Genomic DNA, 18,837 nt, shown 5'->3' with positions numbered 1-18,837 from the left:
AATTGAGACAAAGCGGAGCAATCGCAGGGCGTGCGGTTGCTCCATTAGAAAAGAAAACATAATGAAAGCGGACTATAATTTCATAAAAAGCAATAAAAGTAGTTGGAATCAAAGGACTCAAGAACACTATGATTCCGATTTTTATGATGTCAAGGGCTTTATGGATGGAAAGTCGTCACTGAACCCTATCGAGTTGGGGCTGCTTGGTAATATCAGTGGGAAGAAGATTTTGCACTTGCAATGCCACTTCGGATTGGATTCAATTTCTCTGTCGCGCATGGGTGGTGAAGTGACGGGGATTGATTTATCTGATGAAGCGATAAGAAAGGCACGCCAACTTGCCAAAGACTCCGGGACAGACACAAGGTTTGTCTGTTGCAATATCTTTGATTTACCGGACTATTTAGACGAAACTTTTGATATTGTTTTCACAAGTTATGGCGTTATCAATTGGTTTCCCAATCTTGATGAATGGGGAAGAATCGTAAGTCGTTATCTCAAGCCTGACGGGAAATTTGTAATGGTGGAATTTCATTCTGTCTTGTGGATGTTTGATACAAAGTTTGAGAGAGTAGAATCTGCTTATTCAAGGGAAGAGCCTTATATAAGTACGTCGCAAACATATACAAACGCTTCAGAGGCTGGTAAGGAATATGTGGAGGTAACTTGGAATCATGGGTTGTCTAAGGTACTTCAAGGATTATTGCATGCTAATCTGCGAATAGTTGATTTTCAAGAGTACGATTACTCGCCCTTTAACTTGTTTGGAAATATGGAGGAAGATAGGGGGATGTATCATCTGAAAGACAGAAAAGGAATGATACCTATACTTTTTTCAGTCGTTGCAGAGCGGTGATTTTGAAGTATTATGAAAAAGATTTTTCATAATGGTTAAGGCAAGCCATTGAGTCCTGACCAATTGAATTTCAAGCAAGAGTTGAGTTGCAGAGAGTATTATGCATCGCGACTTTCTTTTGCTTCTTTTCTTTGGTCGCCTGCTCGTTCAAAGAAAAAGAAAAGAAGCCACGCAATTTTGAGGTTGCGTGGCTCATTGTGTTAGGGCTTTTCGGTTGTTTCAATTATCCGTTCTTCGGGGTGGGTATCAAAAGCCCAATTGATTTGTTCATCGGGCAGGGTGCTGTGTACTCCTCTGCCCATCACCATTCCACAATCTTCAAGGATTTTGCGCTCGGCTTCCTCTCGGTCTGTGGCTGCAACCTCAAACACACCTTCAAAGATGTATTGGGTGCGTACTCTGTAAACTTTCCTTTCCATATCTTCAAAATTCAGCAATGAGTAATCTGTGTTCCATCGGCTCGCCATTCGATAATCTGCGGTGAGTAAGCCAAAAATGGTGTGCCCCGTAACCATAGGCAAAGAACTTGTCAAGTTCCGTTTCTTGGGAGATTTGGAGGAGTGCGGTCTGCAACTCCTCCTTGTTCTCGGCTATGCTTATGGCATTGATAACTCTCACGATGATGTTGGGTATCTCATCTGCCCAACTACGAATAATGCCTTCTATCTGTGCTTTCATATTCCTTTGTTTAATGGGGTTGTTATGCGGTTGCTCTCTGCGCTATCATTCTCATATTCTTCTGCATCAAGGCGAGTATCTGCTCGTGGTACTCGGTGTTCTTGTTACATACTCCACGACTTTGCACCACTTTCATCGTTTCCAATGATACCTCGATGGTCTCGATGCGCTCTCCGTCCTTTGTTGCAGAGAAGATAAGCGACTGCGGTTTGCTGTAATAGTGTGCGTCATATACGCAATGGTGCATTGCCGTGCCTTCCTCTAAATGCTCCTGCACACTCTCCAAAACGTGGATGCGGATAATTCCGTCAGTAAACTCTATGCCAAAGAATTTTGCTTTGAGTTGCCTGTATGCTTGTTCGGCTTCCTTCGCTTCCTTGCGCTTCTTGATAATATTCTCACGTTCTTTCATTGCTCTGCGCTTGGCTTGGTAATGGTCGTGCGCTGCTCTTAGGTCGTTGGGGCAAACATACTTTGGACTACGTGTGTCCTTGTCGAGTGTCGCAAGTGTATCAATCATATCACACCACAAATTGCCGTCCTCTACTTGGTAGCCGTTGCGCAAACAAATGCGGATAGATGCCCAATACTTGTCAATCTTGGCATATCTGTCCCTAATAAAGTGGCGAAGTAGGGAGAATTGTCCAGACTTCAATAAGGTTTCCGCCTTGTTATCCGTAAGAATGGAATGGAACAACTCAAAGGGGGTAAGGTCGTGGAACGCTCCCTTAAATCCGTTGCGCCTAATGTCCTTCATCACTCCATAACGTGGGTAAATGCCGTGTGGAAGTGTGTCGTACAAAGGCTTGTCGGGGCGGATTTCCAAATCACTGCCAAACTGCCACGTATCATACCAACAACTCATCGGGCGAAGTCGTGCCAACACTGCGCTTTTGCCGTCGGGAGCAATCCAACGCTCAACCACCTCCGAACAAAATCGTCTTATCGGTTGCCCTTGCTTGCGGTACACCTCCATATAGAAGTAACGTATCACTTGGTAGCCTTTGAAAGCGGTAAGTATGCAATAGTATGCAATATCCTTGAATACCCTCTGCCGTTCTGTATGTATGGTGAGTTTCGCTTCGCAATGGGGGCAAATGGCGGTCTTGCCTTTGTGCTGTGTGTCCGTCCATTGGTGTCCACACTCCAAACAAGTGTGTTCGCCTTTCGTGTTGCGCTTGGCAATATGCTCAAAAAGGTGCGTATATGCCCACTGACTTTGCTTGTTGGTAATGGTGGGGAGTTGGATAGCCAACTCCGCCACTTGCTTCTGAAATTTATTTCTTGGTTTCATTTTCTGTCCTCCTTGTTTTACTCGTCACGGAATACATATCCACTCTCAAACCAATACCCCTCGTCAAAGAGTTCGTCCGCATACTTGTCATAATCGAAATATCGTTCTGCAAACTCGGATAGTTCGTGTTCCATACTTACTATTTCCCTTGCAAACTCTTCTTTGTTCACATATCTGCCTACAAAAGCGGAATTGAATTGTCTCATTAGATAATAGACGGACTCGGTTAAATCCTTGCCAGTATTCTCTACCCATATCCAAAAGGCACTCACATTCATACCGTCCAAATTCTCCAACTCGTCCCTCAGTTCAAAGAAGTTGCTATCCAAATGCCCTTCGTCAATAAATGCTTCGGGAATGTTCTCCCAATCTTGGAACATCAATTCGGGTTCATCCTCGTCTTGGTGAAGTTCGTGGCATACCTCCATAAACTCGTCTTGGTCGAAACACTCAGAAAGGTCTATCCACTTGCCTTTTAGTGAGCCTTCGTTATTCCTTTTTAGAAGTCAAACAATGAAGGTTGTGCCACCTCTGCCGTTTCTTTTTTTTGAGGTTTTGCGTTACGGCTCTGTATCTTGGCAAGTTCCTCACGTTGGTACTGCTTGATGGCTTCCTGCCGTGCTTCAGCTTTCTCCTCCTCTGTGAGTTCCACAATATGGTTTACTGCCACTCTGCAAGTGATAGCCTTACCCACCTCGATTTCGTCCTCGTCATAGTAGTGGACTGCCATTGAATAGATTTCATCGTCCTCAAAGCCATTGCACCCACTCGCCTGTACTTGGTTCAAGATGTAAGTTACACACTCCTCGATGCTCTTGTTAGGCTTCATCAAGTTGGGAGCAAACAAAGGGTCTGTCGCTGCACGCTGATTGAGATACTCGGCTATTGCTCTCGTAAAATGTTCTGTTCCTTTCATAGTCGTTTAATGTTTGGGAATTTCTACTATTTGGTTTATCTGTCCGCAAAGGAAACTTTTTAGGCTGGTGCGGTCGGGTGCATAATACTCTGACCAATGTCCGTATTGATTGACCAAATACTTCTTCAATACGTCCATAAAGTCAAACCGATAACCCATTAGGGGAACAGCTGTGCGGAAATAGGTGTTGGTGTTCACTGCTTCGGCAAGCCAATTCTTTTCCTCACGGCTCATTCGCTCCCCACGATTGAGTTTCAAACGTAGGAGATACACCTTACTGCCACTCAGTCTGTCCAACGGCTCAACGTCCCACTGCACAAACTTAGTCGCCACCAAACGCTCACTTTCATCAACCACCGAACTTATGCGGTAATGAGAGGAGGAGCTATATCCTTTTTTCTTCATCGAAGATGTGATATTTACTTTCTGCTGTTCCATAATGACATTTTTTTTATGCGTCCAAAGATCGGAGTATGCTGATTCCTTTTTGTAGCAATAAGAAGGTAGGGGGCGCAGCCGGCACAAGGTTTTGCAGGAAAATACTACCCGAAATGAAATGTAGGTGTGGAGATTTTCCGTGCAAACCAAAGGCACTGACCTTGTGCAAGCCGTAGCCCCTTACTACCTTTGCGAATAAAAAGAAATCAGCACCGACTTATGGCACATCAAAGTGGAATATGTGGACGTGAGAAGCGAAAGTGCAACGCCTTGTATGGAAAACGAAAAAGGGTGGCTACCTCAAGAGATAACCACCCATAAAGAAGAATGAATCGAAGAATATCATTCCTTGTGCGCTCAGAGTACACAGAGCAGGATTGCCAAGATGACGGCAAGCCAGAACAGCCAACGCAGGATTGTAAAGGTTACTTGCAGAATAACTCTGACAATGAAGCGTAGTATCAGGAAGCTGAGAATAACCGAAACGGCGGTTACGACTTGTGGTGTAACCATCTTCGAGATAAGGTAAACTGCACCGATAACGATGAAAAGCAGAACGGAGAGTTCGATGAAGCGTGTCCAACCGAAGCGGCGGACTTGCTTGGGAGAAGTCGGCGGCTGCCTGTTCTTATTGGTTTTGCTCGATGCGTCTGCCTTGATGAAGGCAGGTGTGTGAATGTCTTGATTCATGATGATTGTATTATTCATAATCGGGGCTTTTGTAGTTTCAAGAGCGATAACAAGATGCGCAGACTACACAAAGACAAGTGTTTGCAAAACTCTTGACGTGTGGAGTGGAGCGTTTATCTTGGCTCTTGACACTACAAAAGCCCCCGATAGTGAAGTGTCAAGTCATATTCTCACCGCCTATCGTCGGCAGACCATTGACCTCGATGAGCAGCACGATTGTACCAGTCAGTTCGGTGTAGAGTTTCTCATACTCGGGACTTGCGCTGAAGTCATCTGACAGCTCATACTTGTCGAAAACGCTTTGCACAGTCTTGTTCTTCAAAAGTATCGGGGACAGTCTTTCGGAGAGTGGGGAGGGCAATTCTTTCTCAAACTCATTCTCCAAGACAGACACAAGCGTATCATACTTTGAAAAATGCAGTCCTCGATGCAACACTTCGCTTGCTATACTCTCTGCTTCGGGATAGGAGAAACCTTGCGCCACGGCATCGCAGTAGGAGATAAGTGCTTCGTCGGCTCTTGCCGTTATGAATGGTTTGTCACTCAGCATTTCGGGGAAATGCTCACTGAGGTAGTTCTCTAACTTCAAACGGAAGTAAGAAAGCTCTTTCTTTGTTGTTGCCATAAGTCTTAATGATTTGTTATTATAATAGGTGTATCACTCTTTTTGGTATAACGTCGCTTGGTCGCCTTTGCAGGCGGAGCACTTGCGAAGTCGAACTTATCCAATTTCTTGGATACGGCAAGCATATCATTCTCAATCTTCTTGTTCGTTATGCGGGCATAAAGCTGAGTTGTAGTTATGCTTGTGTGTCCTAACATCTTGGACACTGATTCTACTGGAACACCCTTGGTGAGCATCATCGTGGCAAAGGTGTGCCGGGCCATGTGAAAGGTCAGGTTCTTGTTGATACCGCAAACATCGGCTATCTCTTTCAAATAAGAGTTCATACGCTGGTTGCTGAGAATGGGTATCAATCTACCATTCTTTGCTTTGCCCTCATACTTCTTGATAATCATCTTAGGAATATCGAGAAGAAGGATATGGCTTAACGTATCAGTTTTCTGACGTGCCGTTACGATCCACTGCTTGCCGTCCATTGTTATGATATTGTCAGGAGTAAGGTTGGCTACATCAACGTAAGCAAGTCCTGTAAAGCAAGAGAACAAGAAGATGTCGCGAACATTTACCAATCGCTGCGTTGCAAATTCCTTGTGCATGATGGTATCCACTTCTTCGTCTGTCAAAAAGCCACGATCAACTCTTTTGGTCTTGAAGTGGATATTGAGGAATGGGTCGTGATTAAACACTCCAGCCTTTCGACCAAATATGATAACCGTCTTGAAAGTCTTTAAGGTCTTGATGGCCGTGTTAAAGCTCTGTCCAACCACCGTCTTGAGATAGACATCGAAATCGTGAATAACAATCGGGGTAAGTTCAATAATATTGAGGTCTGTGCGTGCATACTTCTCTTGAATGAACTTGGCGAAGTGACGCTTGCAGATGTCAAACTTGCGGTAATTGGCTTTGGTAACTCCACAGCCAATCTGTGCATACATATCATTATTATACTTGGTAAACAATGAAAGAACGGTCTCCATATCCTCACGTTTGCCAAGATATTCCGATTTGATGCGTTCAAGGCTGAGTTCTTCTGAGAACTCCAATCGTTGGAATATCATCTGAAGATCTGTGCTGATGCTCGTCAGTTGTGCGTTGGTAGCCAAAGCCTCCTTGGTTCGTCCCCGTACTTTACCCAGTGTGCTATCCCACATTTCGGGATCAACGCTAACGCCTGTTGTGCCGAGTGCCATTCTTTCTCCATTAAGATGGATACGCATCATAACCGATGCTTTTCCTTCTTTGTTCAAATAATTGCTTCGCAGATAGAAGCTTGTTCTGAAAATACTCTTCATACTTACAAGTTTTTAGTGCAGAAGTAAATCGTGCTTTCGACCCGTTTAAGGGTGAGTTACACATTGTTTTTACAGCTGCAAAGTTCGACATAATTCTTTGAATAACAATGAAGTATGCGGTATCTGTGTGTACTCTGTACGGTATCAGTGGCTACAATTTTACAAAGTCGATTTTTTCTGTAGCCATATTGTAGCCAGTTGGGAGTATTTTGAGCGTTTCGGCGGTATCTGTATGTACTCCCAAGCAGGGAAGTATATAAACGAATAATCGCCGTAACTCGTTGAAGTTACGGCGATTATCTGATTTAATCATTTTTTGTTTTTCTCTTGTTCAGAGTACGTAAAGTGGAGCTGGTGGGATTCGAACCCTCGTCCGCACGGGGAAACCATATGCTTTCTACATGCTTATTCCAGCCTCCGTTTTTCGTGCGACGGCAAGACCTGGACCACCAACCGACGCCTTATCCCCTGAATCTTCGCCCGCGGAGCGAGGCCTCCACAGGGCTATCCCCGACTGATCTGGCACCGCTGAATCAAGCTATTTCGGGAAAAGAGTGCTTGAGCGATGTCCCGTCCCCTCACCTTGTGGGGGGATTGAGCCTATCTACTATACTTCGATCAGGCAGCGAGAGCGTAATTGTTTTCGCCAATTAATTTGTTGATAACTGATATTTAGGAGCCAGCCACCGAAGCTCCGCATGCTTACATACCATCTCGGCCCGCCGTCAAATCCAGTCAAGCCCATTGCGTATATGCGCCCGCAAAGATACTTCTTTTTTCGGAAAGCAGCAACTTTTCTCGCCAAAAATCTCACTTTTCCCGCATTTTCATGCCCGAGAGGGCGGCCATGTCCACCCCCTCCAGCTCCAGGAGCGCACGCTTGCGGTCGAGGCCGCCGGCATAGCCGGTGAGGCTGCCGTCGGAGCCCACCACCCGATGGCAGGGGACGATGAGGCTGAGGGGATTGCGGCCTACCGCCCCGCCCACGGCCTGTGCCGACATTCGGGGCAGGCCGTGCCCGTCGGCGACGCGGCGGGCGATGGCGGCGTAGGTCGCGGTCTGTCCGCGGGGAATGGCGAGCAGAAGGTTCCACACCTCACGCTGAAACTCCGTTCCCCTCAGGCGCAGCGGCGGCCGGAGATGGGGCTGCCGGCCCTCGAAATACCGGTCGAGCCACTCCGCCGCCTGCCTGAACACCGGCAGGTCGCGCTCCGCGTAGTCCGCTCCCAGGGTGGAACCGAAATACTTCTGCCCGTCGAACCACAGGCCTGTGAGAAAACGGCCGTCGCTCGACAGCGTGATACCGCCCAATGGCGACTGATAACGCGAGATGTAATCCATAAGATGGGGGTTAGACGATTTCTTTTCTCATTCTTGGCAGATACGCCGCGACGCTGCCCGGCAGGAGCGCCAGGGCACTCACCTCGGAGACGGAGGGGATGCTCGTCGGGGCGGAAAGCCTCACCTGTCCGCAAAGTTACACATTTGATTTGAAATCACAAAATCCCGAACCCAACTTTTCTACAACCTTCAGCGAGCGGAATACACGCTTTCACACATCGGCCGGACACGCAAGGAATAACCATGAAAATATTTTACTATTCAATGAATCACGGTGCGAAATACGCCCAATCCTCAGGAATCGGGGCGCCGCGGAGCAAAATAAGGCTGAAAATTCACGAGACACCATCCGCCTGACAATCAGTCCGTTAGGCGCCCGCTCGTTTTGCGGGCAGCCGTTTACACACCGAAAATCACGACCAAAAGCGGCCAAAAGGCTTGCGAAAGACGGCTGAAAGGAAGCCAAAAGGCCGCTGCCGACAAGGCAAAAGACGGCTAAAAGGAGGACAGAAAGCAACCTTTTGCATTCCGACCCGCATCCATCGGGCAAAAAAGCGGCTTTTCCCACCCCTCCCAACGGCCATCCGCGAGATTTCCCAAAGTGGCCAAACGCCGGAAAGATTGTCATTTTATTTTATATTTCAAGCCTCCAAAGGACCGCGTTCCCTCCTTTATACCGTAAACAAAGCTCTCTCCCCGGGCGCTCGAAAAACAACCCCTTCTTCCATGTAAAAGGAAAAAAAACGCATCCACAGACCGGAATTTGACATTTTTTCGGAATTTATTGCTTATCTTTGCAACAATTCTTTAAAAAAAGAGTTATTATTAAAAACGATCAGGTAAGCATGGCTGTACAAGACGGAATGGGGACTACACAACTGGCAGTGAAAAGGGCGGCCGACATCGTCGGATCCCTCGCCGCGCTCATCCTCCTGTCTCCCCTCCTCCTCTTCATCGCCATCCGGCTCCGGCTTCAGGGCAACGGGCCCATCATCTTCCGGCAGGAGCGCGTGGGAAAGGGCGGCAAGAGCTTCACCATCTACAAGTTCCGCACCATGTCCGGCACCATCGAGGAAGACGGGCCGCAGCTGGTTCCCACCTGCGACGACTCCAATTGCACCCGCCTGGAGCGGTTGCTCCGCTGCCATCATCTCGACGAACTGCCCCAGCTCTGGAATGTGCTCCGGGGCGACATGTCGATTGTAGGGCCCAGGCCCGAAAGAAAATACTTCGCCGACCGCATCATGGCCGTGGACGAAAACTATCGCCAAGTCTACCGCATGAAGCCCGGCCTGACCTCGGAAGCCACCCTCTACAACGGCTATACCGACACCATGGAGAAGATGCTCACGCGCCTGCACATGGATCTCGGCTATCTCGAGCGCCGCTCGCTTTGGCTGGACTTCAAGATTACCGCGAGGACCGCCTTCAACATCATCACTGGAAAGAAATTCTAATAAGATATGAAAAAAATCATTCTTTACGCCTTGTTCCTGTCTCTCATCCCGCTGGGCATGAGCGCCCAGTCGTCAATGACAGACGAGCAAGTGATGCGCTTTGTCGCAAAAGAGCATAAATCCGGAACCTCGAACGCGCAGATTGTAACCAAGCTGATGCAGAACGGCGTGGACATCTCCCAGATTCGCAGGGTGAGAAAAAAGTATGAACGACAGATTAACAACCAAGGTCTGGGCACCGTAGCGGACGAGACCATCGACAAGGCAGACGACCGTTCGCGCAAGAACAACGGCGAAAAGAAGGAGGGCCAACTCTCCAACTATCGCTTGAGTCCCGGCTCCGGCTATCAGCACAGCTACGACGAGAACGACGAAGAATACATGACGATCCGGCAGGAGACGATCCACCTGCTGGGCGACTCCATCGAAACGGAGGCAGAGAGAGCCAAAGGACCGAAAGTGTTCGGCCGTGATATCTTCAACAAGAAAAACCTCTCCTTCGAGCCGAACATGAATATTGCCACGCCACAGAACTATCGCCTGGGGCCGGGCGACGCCGTCATCATCGATGTATATGGAGCCTCGCAGAAGTCAATCCAGGCCACCGTGTCTCCCGATGGCGATGTTACGATACCAGACTATGGCCCCGTTCGGGTGAGCGGGCTTACCGTCGCGCAGGCCAACGCGCGGCTTCATTCCACGCTCGGCGCCCGCTACAGCAGTTCAAAAGTGCGCCTCACGGTGGGACAGACCAAGACGATCATGGTAAATGTATACGGCGAGGTGAAGGCTCCGGGCACCTACACCCTCTCGGCTTTCTCGTCGGTCTTCCACGCCCTCTACATGGCCGGGGGCACCAACGACCTCGGCACGCTGCGCAACATAAAGGTATATCGCGGCAATAAGCTCGTTACCTCTGTCGATGTGTACGACTATATTCTCAACGGGAAGCTTTCCGGCAACATCCGCCTTGCCGATAACGATGTCATCTATGTCGGCCCCTACGACTGCCTGGTGAACATTACGGGCAAGGTGAAACGCCCTATGTATTATGAAATGAGGAAGAGCGAGAGCGTGGGAACGCTGCTCAAATACTCCGGCGGATTCACCGGAGACGCCTATACCAAGTCTGTAAGGCTCGTCCGCAAGACCGGGCGCGAATATGCCGTGTTCAATGTCGAGGAGTTCGACATGAACTCTTTCCGCGTTGCCGACGGAGATTCTGTGAGCATAGACTCCATTCTCCCGCGCTATGCCAATACCGTGGAGGTGAAAGGAGCCGTTTTCCGACCGGGCCTGTATCAGCTCGGGGGCGAGATCAGCAGCATCCGCGGCCTGGTAACTCACGCCGAAGGACTCACCGAGGAGGCTTTCACCAACCGTGCCGTCATGCACCGCATGAAAAGCGATCGGTCGCTCGAGGTTATCAGCGTAGACATTGCCGGCATCATGAACGGCACCGTGGCCGACATCCCGCTGCGAGAGAACGATATACTCTTTATCCCCACCAAGCCGGAACTCCAGACCCAGCGCACCATTACCATACATGGCGAGGTGCAATATCCGGGAGTCTATCAATATGCCGACAACGAGACCATCGAGGACTTCGTGCTGCAGGCCGGAGGCCTGAAAGACCAGGCCTCAACGGTCAAGGTGGATGTGTCGCGCCGCGTGAACAACCCGAAAGCCCTCACCACCGACAGCATCATATCAGAGACTTTCACTCTCTCGCTGAAAGAGGGATTCGTGGTCGACGGTCAACCGGGCTTCACCCTGATGCCGTTCGACGAAGTGTATGTGCGCAAGAGCCCGGCGTTCTCCTCCCAAAAGAATGTGTATGTGGAAGGACAAGCCATGTTTGCGGGCACCTATACCTTAAACAAGAAGAACGAACGACTAAGCGATATCGTGAGAAAAGCCGGCGGCGTTACCGACCTGGCGTATGTGCAAGGGGCCCGCATCCTCAGGCGCACCACCCCCGGAGACCGCGCGAAGATAGAGACACTCACAAGACTCTTGCAGGCTCAGACCGGAGGAAACCGCGACTCGCTGAATGCCGCCCTGCTCCAATTGAGCGATACCTATCCCGTGGGCATTGAACTCGACAAGGCACTTGAGAATCCCGGAGGCGATGCAGACCTCGTGCTGTGTGAGGGCGACCGCCTCGTCATACCGGAATACAACGGCACGGTGAAGATCAGTGGCAATGTGATGTATCCAAATACCGTGGCCTTCGAGAAAGGCCGGAGGGCGGCCTACTACATCGACGAGGCCGGCGGCTGGGGCAACAGGGCAAAGAAGGGCCGCACCTTTATCATCTATATGAACGGGAAAGTGGCTCGCGTAGGGCACAATGCCAAGGTGCGCCCTGGCTGCGAGATCGTAGTTCCCAGCAAACCCAAGCGCGACGGGAGCCTCGTCAGCCAGTGGCTCGGTATCGGTACAAGTGTAGCCTCCATCGCCACGATGATCGCCACAATCGCCAACCTGAGCAAATAAACCAAGAGCTACCAACCACAGAAACAAGCAAGAAATGGAAAACGACAATAAAGGAGAGACGATTGACATCAAGGCCGTTTGCAAACGACTGTACAAGAAAAAGCGGTTCATCTTGAAGGTATTGGTAATCACATTCGTGCTGTCATGCTTCTATATATTGCCCCAACCGCGATATTACAAGTGCACGGTAGAGCTGGCACCAGAGATAGGACGCTCCATGTTGTCGTCAGGGGGGCTGACAAGCCTGGCCTCATCAATGGGTCTCGACATCAACAATACAATGCTTTCAGACGCCATCTCGCCAGAGCTTTATCCGGAGTTGATGAAGTCGAACGGCTTTATAGTTAACCTCGTAGGATGTAAAGTGAGAACTAAAGACCAGAAGGTGAATACTACCTACTTCAGTTATCTTCAACATTATCAGAAGAGCAATCCGCTTACCGTTCCGCTGGCTTTCATAAAGAAGCTCTTCGAAAGGAAGAGTCCTGACAATGAAAAAGGGAAGCTCGACCCCTTCAACCTTACCAAGGATCAGGACGATATCTTCAAGGCTATTCAAGGAAAGATAATGTTCAAGGTAGACAAGAAGACAAGCCTTGTCTCAATCGAGGTCCAAGATCAGGATCCGTTAGTAGCTGCTACGATGGCGGACTCCACTATGGCCAAGCTGCAAGAGTTCATTACGCGCTATAGAACAAGCAAAGCACGCCACGACATGGAATACTATAGGAATTTGGCTGTCAAGGCCAAGGCTGACTATGAGAAGTCGCGCCGCCTCTATGGAAGCTATGCTGACTCCAACATGGACATCATATTGGAAAGCTATAAGTCGAAACAGGAAGACCTTGAGAACGACATGCAGTTGAAATACAACGCTTACAAGGCTATGATACAACAGCTTCAGACAGCTGAGGCAGAGGTTCTTGCCGACACTCCTGTATTCACCGTGGTGAAGTCGGCGTCAGTACCTATAAATCCGGCAGGCCCCAAGCGTATGATATTCGTCGGCGGCATGATGTTTCTGGCACTGTTCATCACCAGCTTTACGGTTACAAAAGACCTGATAATATAAACCCGATATCCCGATATGCCGCCATATCAAAGCAATAACAAGAGGATTGCAAAGAATACCATCTACCTTTATGTAAGGATGTTCTTCGTGCTTATTGTCAACCTCTACATATCAAGGGTGCTCCTAAGGGCTCTGGGTGTAAGCGATTACGGTACATATATCATCATGGCGGGGCTCGTTACTCTGTTCGGTTTCTTTAATGTTACGCTGTCTGCAACGATGCAGCGCTACTACAACTATACCGGTTCAAGGGAAAACGAGAAAGGCTTGCAGAGAGTCTTCTCGACCGGCTGTGTGATACATCTCATCATTGCCGCCGCCACATTCATGTTTCTCGAGTCGTTTGGCTTATGGTATATAGACCATTATCTGGTAATTCCTCCCGAACGGTTCAATGTCGCCCTGACAGTATTTCATGCATCGGCAATATCACTGGTATTGCTTATTTTACAGTCTCCTTGTAGCGGACTTATGCTCTCTCAAGAGCGTATGGGGTTCTATTCATTCGTCAGCATAGCCGACATCATGCTCAAGCTGGCGGCTACATTATCGCTTGAGCACCTGCCTTTCGATCGTCTTTCAACCTATGCTCTGCTACTATTGTGCATATCGGCAACCGACCTCCTGCTCTACGCAGCATACACCAAGTATAACTGGAAGTTTCTCCACTTATCAAGAAAAATTGACCGCTCCCTGATGAGGTCGCTCCTTTCGTTCACAGGATGGAACCTCGTTGGGACATTCGCTTTCATGCTCAAGGGACAGGGAGTAAACCTCTTGCTCAACAACTTCTTTGGCACCATGGTCAACGCTGCGCGTGGCATAGCCGCACAAGTTAGCAGCGCGATACAGAACTTCTCGACAAGTATTACGGTGGCATTTGCCCCACAGATTGTAAACTCCGTCGCTACCGACGACAGACAACGGGTTGAAGGCCTGATGTTCACGGAGTCAAAGATCTGCTATGCACTGGTTTTAATCATCGCGACACCATTATGTCTGGAGATGGACTATGTCTTGAATCTGTGGCTTGGCGTCAATATGCCCTATCAAGCAAATATTTTCTCTGTACTTATGATCATAGACACACTTGTTTGCACGCTCAATACCCCCTGCACACAAGTAACTCTTGCCACGGGCAAGGTAAAGAAATACGAAATAGCGAGCAGTATCGTGAACCTATGCCTGATACCTATGTGCTATGTATTCCTTCATTTAGGCTTCACGGCAGTAAGCTCGTTTGTCATTACGATTCTCTTTTCCATACTGCTTCAAATAGTATGCCTGGTATTTACCCACCGGGTCTTTAAGTTCAATGGCAAAAGATATGTCGCAGAAGTGCTGCTGCCTTGCCTCTGCATAACGATATTTCTGCCCATTATCCCTTTGCTCGTGAAAGTCTCATACACGCCAACCTTCTTGAGGCTGGCCGCCGTCTGCCTGGTAGACTTGTGCATAGCACTGCCGCTGACATATCTAATATTGCTCAACAAGCAAGAAAAGAAACGAAGCCTCAGTATCATCCGCTATTATAAAAACCGCTTACGGAACGACAAATAAATGAAAGTATCAATCATCACAGTTACATATAACAGTTACAAAACATTGCCCAGGGCCATTGAGTCGGTCTTGCGGCAGACCTATCAGGACATTGACTATTGGATTATCGACGGCAATTCAACCGACGGAACGCAAGACATCATTAAGTCGTATACGGAAGCTTTCAACGGTAAGCTTCATTGGTTGTCAGAACAGGACAAAGGAATCTACGACGCAATGAACAAAGGTTTCGCCCACTGTGACGGTGATGTGCTAGGCTTCCTTAACTCTGACGACTGGTTTACAACGGCTTCTGCAGTCGAGACAATAGTCAATGCTTTTTCAAAAGACTATGATGCCGTGTACGGAGACATACACATCGTAGGAAAAGACAGTCCTGAGAAACAAATTTATTACCAGTCTGGGCGAATGTTCCGACCGTTTTTGCTCAGGTTCGGATTTGCTCCCGCCCACCCGACCTTCTATGTCCGCAGGTCTCTATTACAGAGCTATGGGGCGTACAACGATAACTATAAGATTGCCGGCGACTTCGACTTAATAGCCCGGTTCTGTCATAAATATAAGATAAAGACCAAATACTTACATACCGATCTCGTTACAATGGCCATCGGAGGAGTGAGCACAAAAGATGAAGAAGCATACGCTGAAGGGCTGAATGAGATATTATACTCGTGCAAAAGCTTAGGAATAAGGACGAGCAAAACGATGCTCTCGCTGAAAAAATATTTCCTAATGCTGGCCAACATTATATAAGTTATCAAGCCAATGGAAAAGTTGAGGTATATACAAGGCGGTATATATTCCTGCATAGGCATAGTCCTTATGTGGGTGGCTGCCATTGCGACGCTTTATTCCGACACTTCTAACAAGTTCGGACTATACATTGCCCTACCCTTGTCCTTTGTCTTCTGTACGCTGAAGAACCGCGGTTTCCGCCTCAATACATATGAGAAGATACTCTACGCATTGTTTGCCTGGGACTGCATATCATTCCTTTGGGCCGACGACAAGGACATGGCGGCCACAGAACTGCATGCTCTGCTGGGCTGTTTCCTCGTTACCTATGTCGTATCTGTCCTTGCACGGGAGAAGCGGAATGTGCCCTACCTCTACTTTGCATTCGTCCTCCTCTACCTGAGTGCCTGGCTGTATGCCAGCAAACACATACTTTCTGTAATGGTAAGTGATTCCGACAGACTTAACGACGACAATCTCAATGCCAACACACTGGCTTATTACACATTCTATGTGTCATTTCTTGCCTACACACTGAGCGAGATTTGCCAAAAAAAGCACATTAAAAAGTTCTGGATAGTGGTGTTCTGGCTCATGCTTCCAGCCTCTTTCGGCGTGTCGCTTCTCACCGCCTCGCGCCAGATTCTGATAGTTCAGATTCCGTTATATGCCATGCTTATATATATAAGGTATATCAAGGGGCTGCCCGCAAAACGCAAAATCACATTCGCCGCAGTGCTCCTTGCTGTCATCATAGCGGCTGCTGGGCAGATTGCAAACATTTACAACGACAGTCTTCTGAAGCAAAGAGCAGAGGTGGAAGTAGGCGATGACCCGCGTGCCGACCTTGCCAGAGAAGCCATACAAATTGGTCTGGAGAACCTCCCGTTAGGTCTTGGTGCGGGAAACTTCCAATCAATATCGTCAACGAGACAAATATCCCATAACTCATTTACCGAAAGTTTTGTCAATCTTGGCATCCCCGGATTCTGTCTTTACATTGCTCTTTTAGGCATTTTCACATCGAAACAGTGGCATAGATACCGCAAGAACCATGACAAGATGTATTTTGTATTCTTCACCTTCGGCCTCATCTATATGCTTGACGGCTTCTTCTTCGTGTTCTATAATGCCGTTTGGCTCATCTCTTTCTTCATGCTCGTGGCTGCTCACAGTGAGACTTACTACATCGATTCGCAAGATTTGACAACTGAAACGAAACCAAACCCATAATATGAAGAAGATCTTACTCATTGACTATGATTATCCTGAAGGCGGCCCGAAAACGGTAGCAGCAAACCTAATGCGTTCTGCCTTGGCCAAAAAATATGAATTCAAGGTCATCAGCATAAATAATAAAGCCGCCACATTGCATTATCATCCACTGAAAGCTATCAAATTCTTGCGCTACTATATAAAGCGTATAAACGCAGAAAAAGCCGACATTGCCTATATAAGAGGCCTCGAATATGTTGGCTTCCTGATGACTTTGGCGGCATGGATATCAAATGTCAGGAGCACGATACTTGTCGTTCACGGCTCTTCATGGGACATTAAAGGCAACTCGTTGCGCCAAATCTTCCTGAAATACATCATTGAACCTATTGAGGTATGCTTGGCCGACAAGGTCTATACGGTATGCCAAGCTGAACAGAAAACTGCAAAATGCCTACGCTTCGCAAGAAAGAATGCCAACATAGGAACGATATACAACTCCTTCCCGACCGTAGATTACGAAAGCATTTTGCCTGGTAAACTGCGCTCCATGCTGCATATACCTCCCGAGAAAATAATAGTCAGCATCGTAGGAAGAGTCACTGAGAGGAAAGGGCATCGCTATGTTATCGAAGCATTGCATAAAATGCATTCGCCAGACTTCGTCTTCGTCATCATAGGCGACGGCGAATTTGTAGAAAAATATAGAAGAGAATGCGCCGATGATATAAAGGACGGGAGACTTTTCATCCTCGGCTCGCGCAACAATGTGTATGAGTTGTTCCGCGACACCGACATCTTCCTGTTTCCAACCCTCAACGAGAACCATTCCATGGCACTGCTTGAGGCTGTCGCAATGAGATGTGCCACGGTGGTAACTAATGTCGGTGGTAACATCGAGACGATAGAAAATGGAGTGTCGGGCGTAGTAATTGAACCAGCAAATGCTGATGAAATAATAAAAGGATTAATGTCGCTGCACAACAAGAAGACAAGAGAGAAATTGGCAAGCAGGGCTTACGATTATTGCAGGTTGGCCTTTTCTGAGGAGAAAACCATTAGCAAGCTCAACGAATTATTCAGTAGTCTGCCCGCTGCAAGCACACGAAAAGAAAGGAAAAAATAAAATGGAAGACAAACATTACCGTATAGCCGCTCTGCTTACCTGCCATAACCGACGCAGCAAGACATTGCGCTCGTTGCAGTCGCTTTTCGTTTCCCTCGATCATTACAATTCCATTTCTACCCCGCATATAGACTTAAATGTATTCCTAACCAACGACGGATGTACTGACGGAACTGCCGAAACCGTAAGTACGACATTTGCAGACAGGCATATAAACATAATCTGCACCGATGGCAATAGCTACTGGGCAGGCGGCATGAGACAGGCTTGGCAGGCGGCACTGTCATATAATGCACCCTTCGACTTCTTCTTGTTGCTCAACGACGACACTTTTTTATTACCCGAATGCTTTGATTTCTTGCTTCAGGCTGACGCTTATGTCCGCAACCACTACGGTCAGCCAGGCCTCTATGCGGGAATTGTAAGCAGCCTTGACGGCACAGAAATAACCTATGGAGGCGGCATATATAAGTCTCGTATATTAGGCCGAAGTCGACTGCTAAAGCCCATAGGTGTCCCGCAACCTTGTCAGCTGACCAATGGCAACATACTTCTTGTAAGTCGGAATGTATACAATCATATCGGCATAATAGATGAACATTACTGCCACAGATGTGCAGACTGGGCTTATGGAGTTGAGACTTGCAGAAAGGAAATGCCTGTTGTTACGACCGCTGAGATATGCGGACGCTGCGACAATGATCATTTAACCCTTGACGAAGAGCGTCAGAGGTTGTTGAAGATGACAATCCGTCAACGATACCATTACTTCTTCTCGCCCCCACACTGCACGCAGGACATTCTCTATTACATGCATTGCTTTTTCCCCATACGCTATGTCCTCGTTTTCATGGCGCGAATGCTAAACATTCTGGCGCCATCTCTCTATTACCGCATAATCTGATGTTTTCTCTCATGCTCACATGCAATAACACCGCCAAAATCGAGTTATATAAATAACAATTCATCTGTATTGCCCATGCAACAACATTTACCCTTTATCGAGACACACCCCTTGCCGAGTGCCCTTGTAGACTTTCAGC

Annotated in this window: 18 protein-coding genes, 1 other RNA gene and 1 pseudogene; 9 read left to right on the top strand and 11 right to left on the bottom strand. The window is 47.9% G+C overall.

Annotated elements, in window-relative coordinates:
- Positions 1 to 61 precede the first annotated feature (61 nt).
- Positions 62 to 856 (top strand): class I SAM-dependent methyltransferase, encoded by a 795-nt coding sequence (locus C7120_RS06935; RefSeq protein ID WP_107620917.1) that lies wholly within the window; start codon positions 62 to 64, stop codon positions 854 to 856.
- A 200-nt stretch (positions 857 to 1,056) separates the two neighbouring features.
- Here the strand turns inward: C7120_RS06935 and C7120_RS06930 are convergent, their stop codons facing one another.
- The 11 genes and pseudogenes from C7120_RS06930 to C7120_RS06880 form a co-directional block, all read right to left on the bottom strand.
- Entirely contained in the window at positions 1,057 to 1,275 is a 219-nt protein-coding gene (locus tag C7120_RS06930; protein WP_107620916.1) for a hypothetical protein, read from the bottom strand.
- A 4-nt stretch (positions 1,276 to 1,279) separates the two neighbouring features.
- Complete coding sequence (locus C7120_RS06925; RefSeq protein ID WP_107620915.1) at positions 1,280 to 1,534, bottom strand: hypothetical protein; 255 nt, start codon at positions 1,532 to 1,534, stop codon at positions 1,280 to 1,282.
- 22 nt (positions 1,535 to 1,556) lie between these two features.
- Positions 1,557 to 2,828, bottom strand: coding sequence for a PcfJ domain-containing protein (locus tag C7120_RS06920; RefSeq protein WP_107620914.1), 1,272 nt, complete (start codon positions 2,826 to 2,828; stop codon positions 1,557 to 1,559).
- A gap of 17 nt (positions 2,829 to 2,845) precedes the next feature.
- Positions 2,846 to 3,319: pseudogene (locus C7120_RS06915) on the bottom strand (antirestriction protein ArdA); the annotation flags it as partial.
- 8 nt (positions 3,320 to 3,327) lie between these two features.
- Positions 3,328 to 3,744: a PcfK-like family protein gene (locus C7120_RS06910; protein ID WP_004374604.1), complete on the bottom strand. Its 417-nt coding sequence runs from the start codon at positions 3,742 to 3,744 to the stop codon at positions 3,328 to 3,330.
- Positions 3,745 to 3,750: 6 nt separating this feature from the next.
- Positions 3,751 to 4,182, bottom strand: coding sequence for a hypothetical protein (locus tag C7120_RS06905; protein WP_107620913.1), 432 nt, complete (start codon positions 4,180 to 4,182; stop codon positions 3,751 to 3,753).
- A gap of 357 nt (positions 4,183 to 4,539) precedes the next feature.
- The gene (locus C7120_RS06900) at positions 4,540 to 4,890 is read right to left on the bottom strand and encodes a hypothetical protein (RefSeq protein WP_107620912.1); all 351 of its coding nucleotides are present in this window, start codon (positions 4,888 to 4,890) and stop codon (positions 4,540 to 4,542) included.
- A 139-nt stretch (positions 4,891 to 5,029) separates the two neighbouring features.
- Complete coding sequence (locus C7120_RS06895; RefSeq protein WP_107620911.1) at positions 5,030 to 5,497, bottom strand: DUF1896 domain-containing protein; 468 nt, start codon at positions 5,495 to 5,497, stop codon at positions 5,030 to 5,032.
- A 5-nt stretch (positions 5,498 to 5,502) separates the two neighbouring features.
- The gene (locus C7120_RS06890) at positions 5,503 to 6,789 is read right to left on the bottom strand and encodes a site-specific integrase (RefSeq protein WP_018911100.1); all 1,287 of its coding nucleotides are present in this window, start codon (positions 6,787 to 6,789) and stop codon (positions 5,503 to 5,505) included.
- 343 nt (positions 6,790 to 7,132) lie between these two features.
- Positions 7,133 to 7,532: a transfer-messenger RNA gene (gene ssrA, locus C7120_RS06885) on the bottom strand.
- 67 nt (positions 7,533 to 7,599) lie between these two features.
- Positions 7,600 to 8,130, bottom strand: a complete 531-nt coding sequence (locus tag C7120_RS06880) for a methylated-DNA--[protein]-cysteine S-methyltransferase (RefSeq protein ID WP_107620910.1) — start codon at positions 8,128 to 8,130, stop codon at positions 7,600 to 7,602.
- An 845-nt stretch (positions 8,131 to 8,975) separates the two neighbouring features.
- Here C7120_RS06880 and C7120_RS06875 point away from each other — a divergent pair.
- From C7120_RS06875 to C7120_RS06840, 8 genes are read left to right on the top strand one after another with little or no spacing between them, the layout of a single operon-like run.
- On the top strand, positions 8,976 to 9,587 hold the full coding sequence (locus C7120_RS06875) for a sugar transferase (protein ID WP_107620909.1): 612 nt from the start codon (positions 8,976 to 8,978) through the stop codon (positions 9,585 to 9,587).
- Positions 9,588 to 9,593: 6 nt separating this feature from the next.
- Positions 9,594 to 12,086, top strand: a complete 2,493-nt coding sequence (locus C7120_RS06870; protein ID WP_107620908.1) for an SLBB domain-containing protein — start codon at positions 9,594 to 9,596, stop codon at positions 12,084 to 12,086.
- A gap of 34 nt (positions 12,087 to 12,120) precedes the next feature.
- Positions 12,121 to 13,158 (top strand): chain-length determining protein, encoded by a 1,038-nt coding sequence (locus C7120_RS06865; RefSeq protein ID WP_107620907.1) that lies wholly within the window; start codon positions 12,121 to 12,123, stop codon positions 13,156 to 13,158.
- 15 nt (positions 13,159 to 13,173) lie between these two features.
- Positions 13,174 to 14,718, top strand: coding sequence for a hypothetical protein (locus tag C7120_RS06860; RefSeq protein WP_107620906.1), 1,545 nt, complete (start codon positions 13,174 to 13,176; stop codon positions 14,716 to 14,718).
- A complete protein-coding gene (locus C7120_RS06855) occupies positions 14,719 to 15,471 on the top strand; it encodes a glycosyltransferase family 2 protein (RefSeq protein WP_107620905.1) in 753 nt (250 codons plus the stop codon).
- A 12-nt stretch (positions 15,472 to 15,483) separates the two neighbouring features.
- The gene (locus C7120_RS06850) at positions 15,484 to 16,686 is read left to right on the top strand and encodes an O-antigen ligase (RefSeq protein ID WP_107620904.1); all 1,203 of its coding nucleotides are present in this window, start codon (positions 15,484 to 15,486) and stop codon (positions 16,684 to 16,686) included.
- A gap of 1 nt (position 16,687) precedes the next feature.
- A complete protein-coding gene (locus C7120_RS06845; protein ID WP_107620903.1) occupies positions 16,688 to 17,794 on the top strand; it encodes a glycosyltransferase family 4 protein in 1,107 nt (368 codons plus the stop codon).
- 1 nt (position 17,795) lies between these two features.
- Positions 17,796 to 18,698, top strand: a complete 903-nt coding sequence (locus C7120_RS06840; protein ID WP_107620902.1) for a glycosyltransferase family 2 protein — start codon at positions 17,796 to 17,798, stop codon at positions 18,696 to 18,698.
- Positions 18,699 to 18,837 lie beyond the last annotated feature (139 nt).

This window comes from Prevotella sp. oral taxon 376 (genome assembly GCF_003043945.1).
In the GTDB taxonomy this organism is placed as follows: domain Bacteria; phylum Bacteroidota; class Bacteroidia; order Bacteroidales; family Bacteroidaceae; genus Prevotella.
Note: the sequence above shows the minus strand (reverse complement) of the source record. Positions and strands in the feature narration are given on the sequence as shown.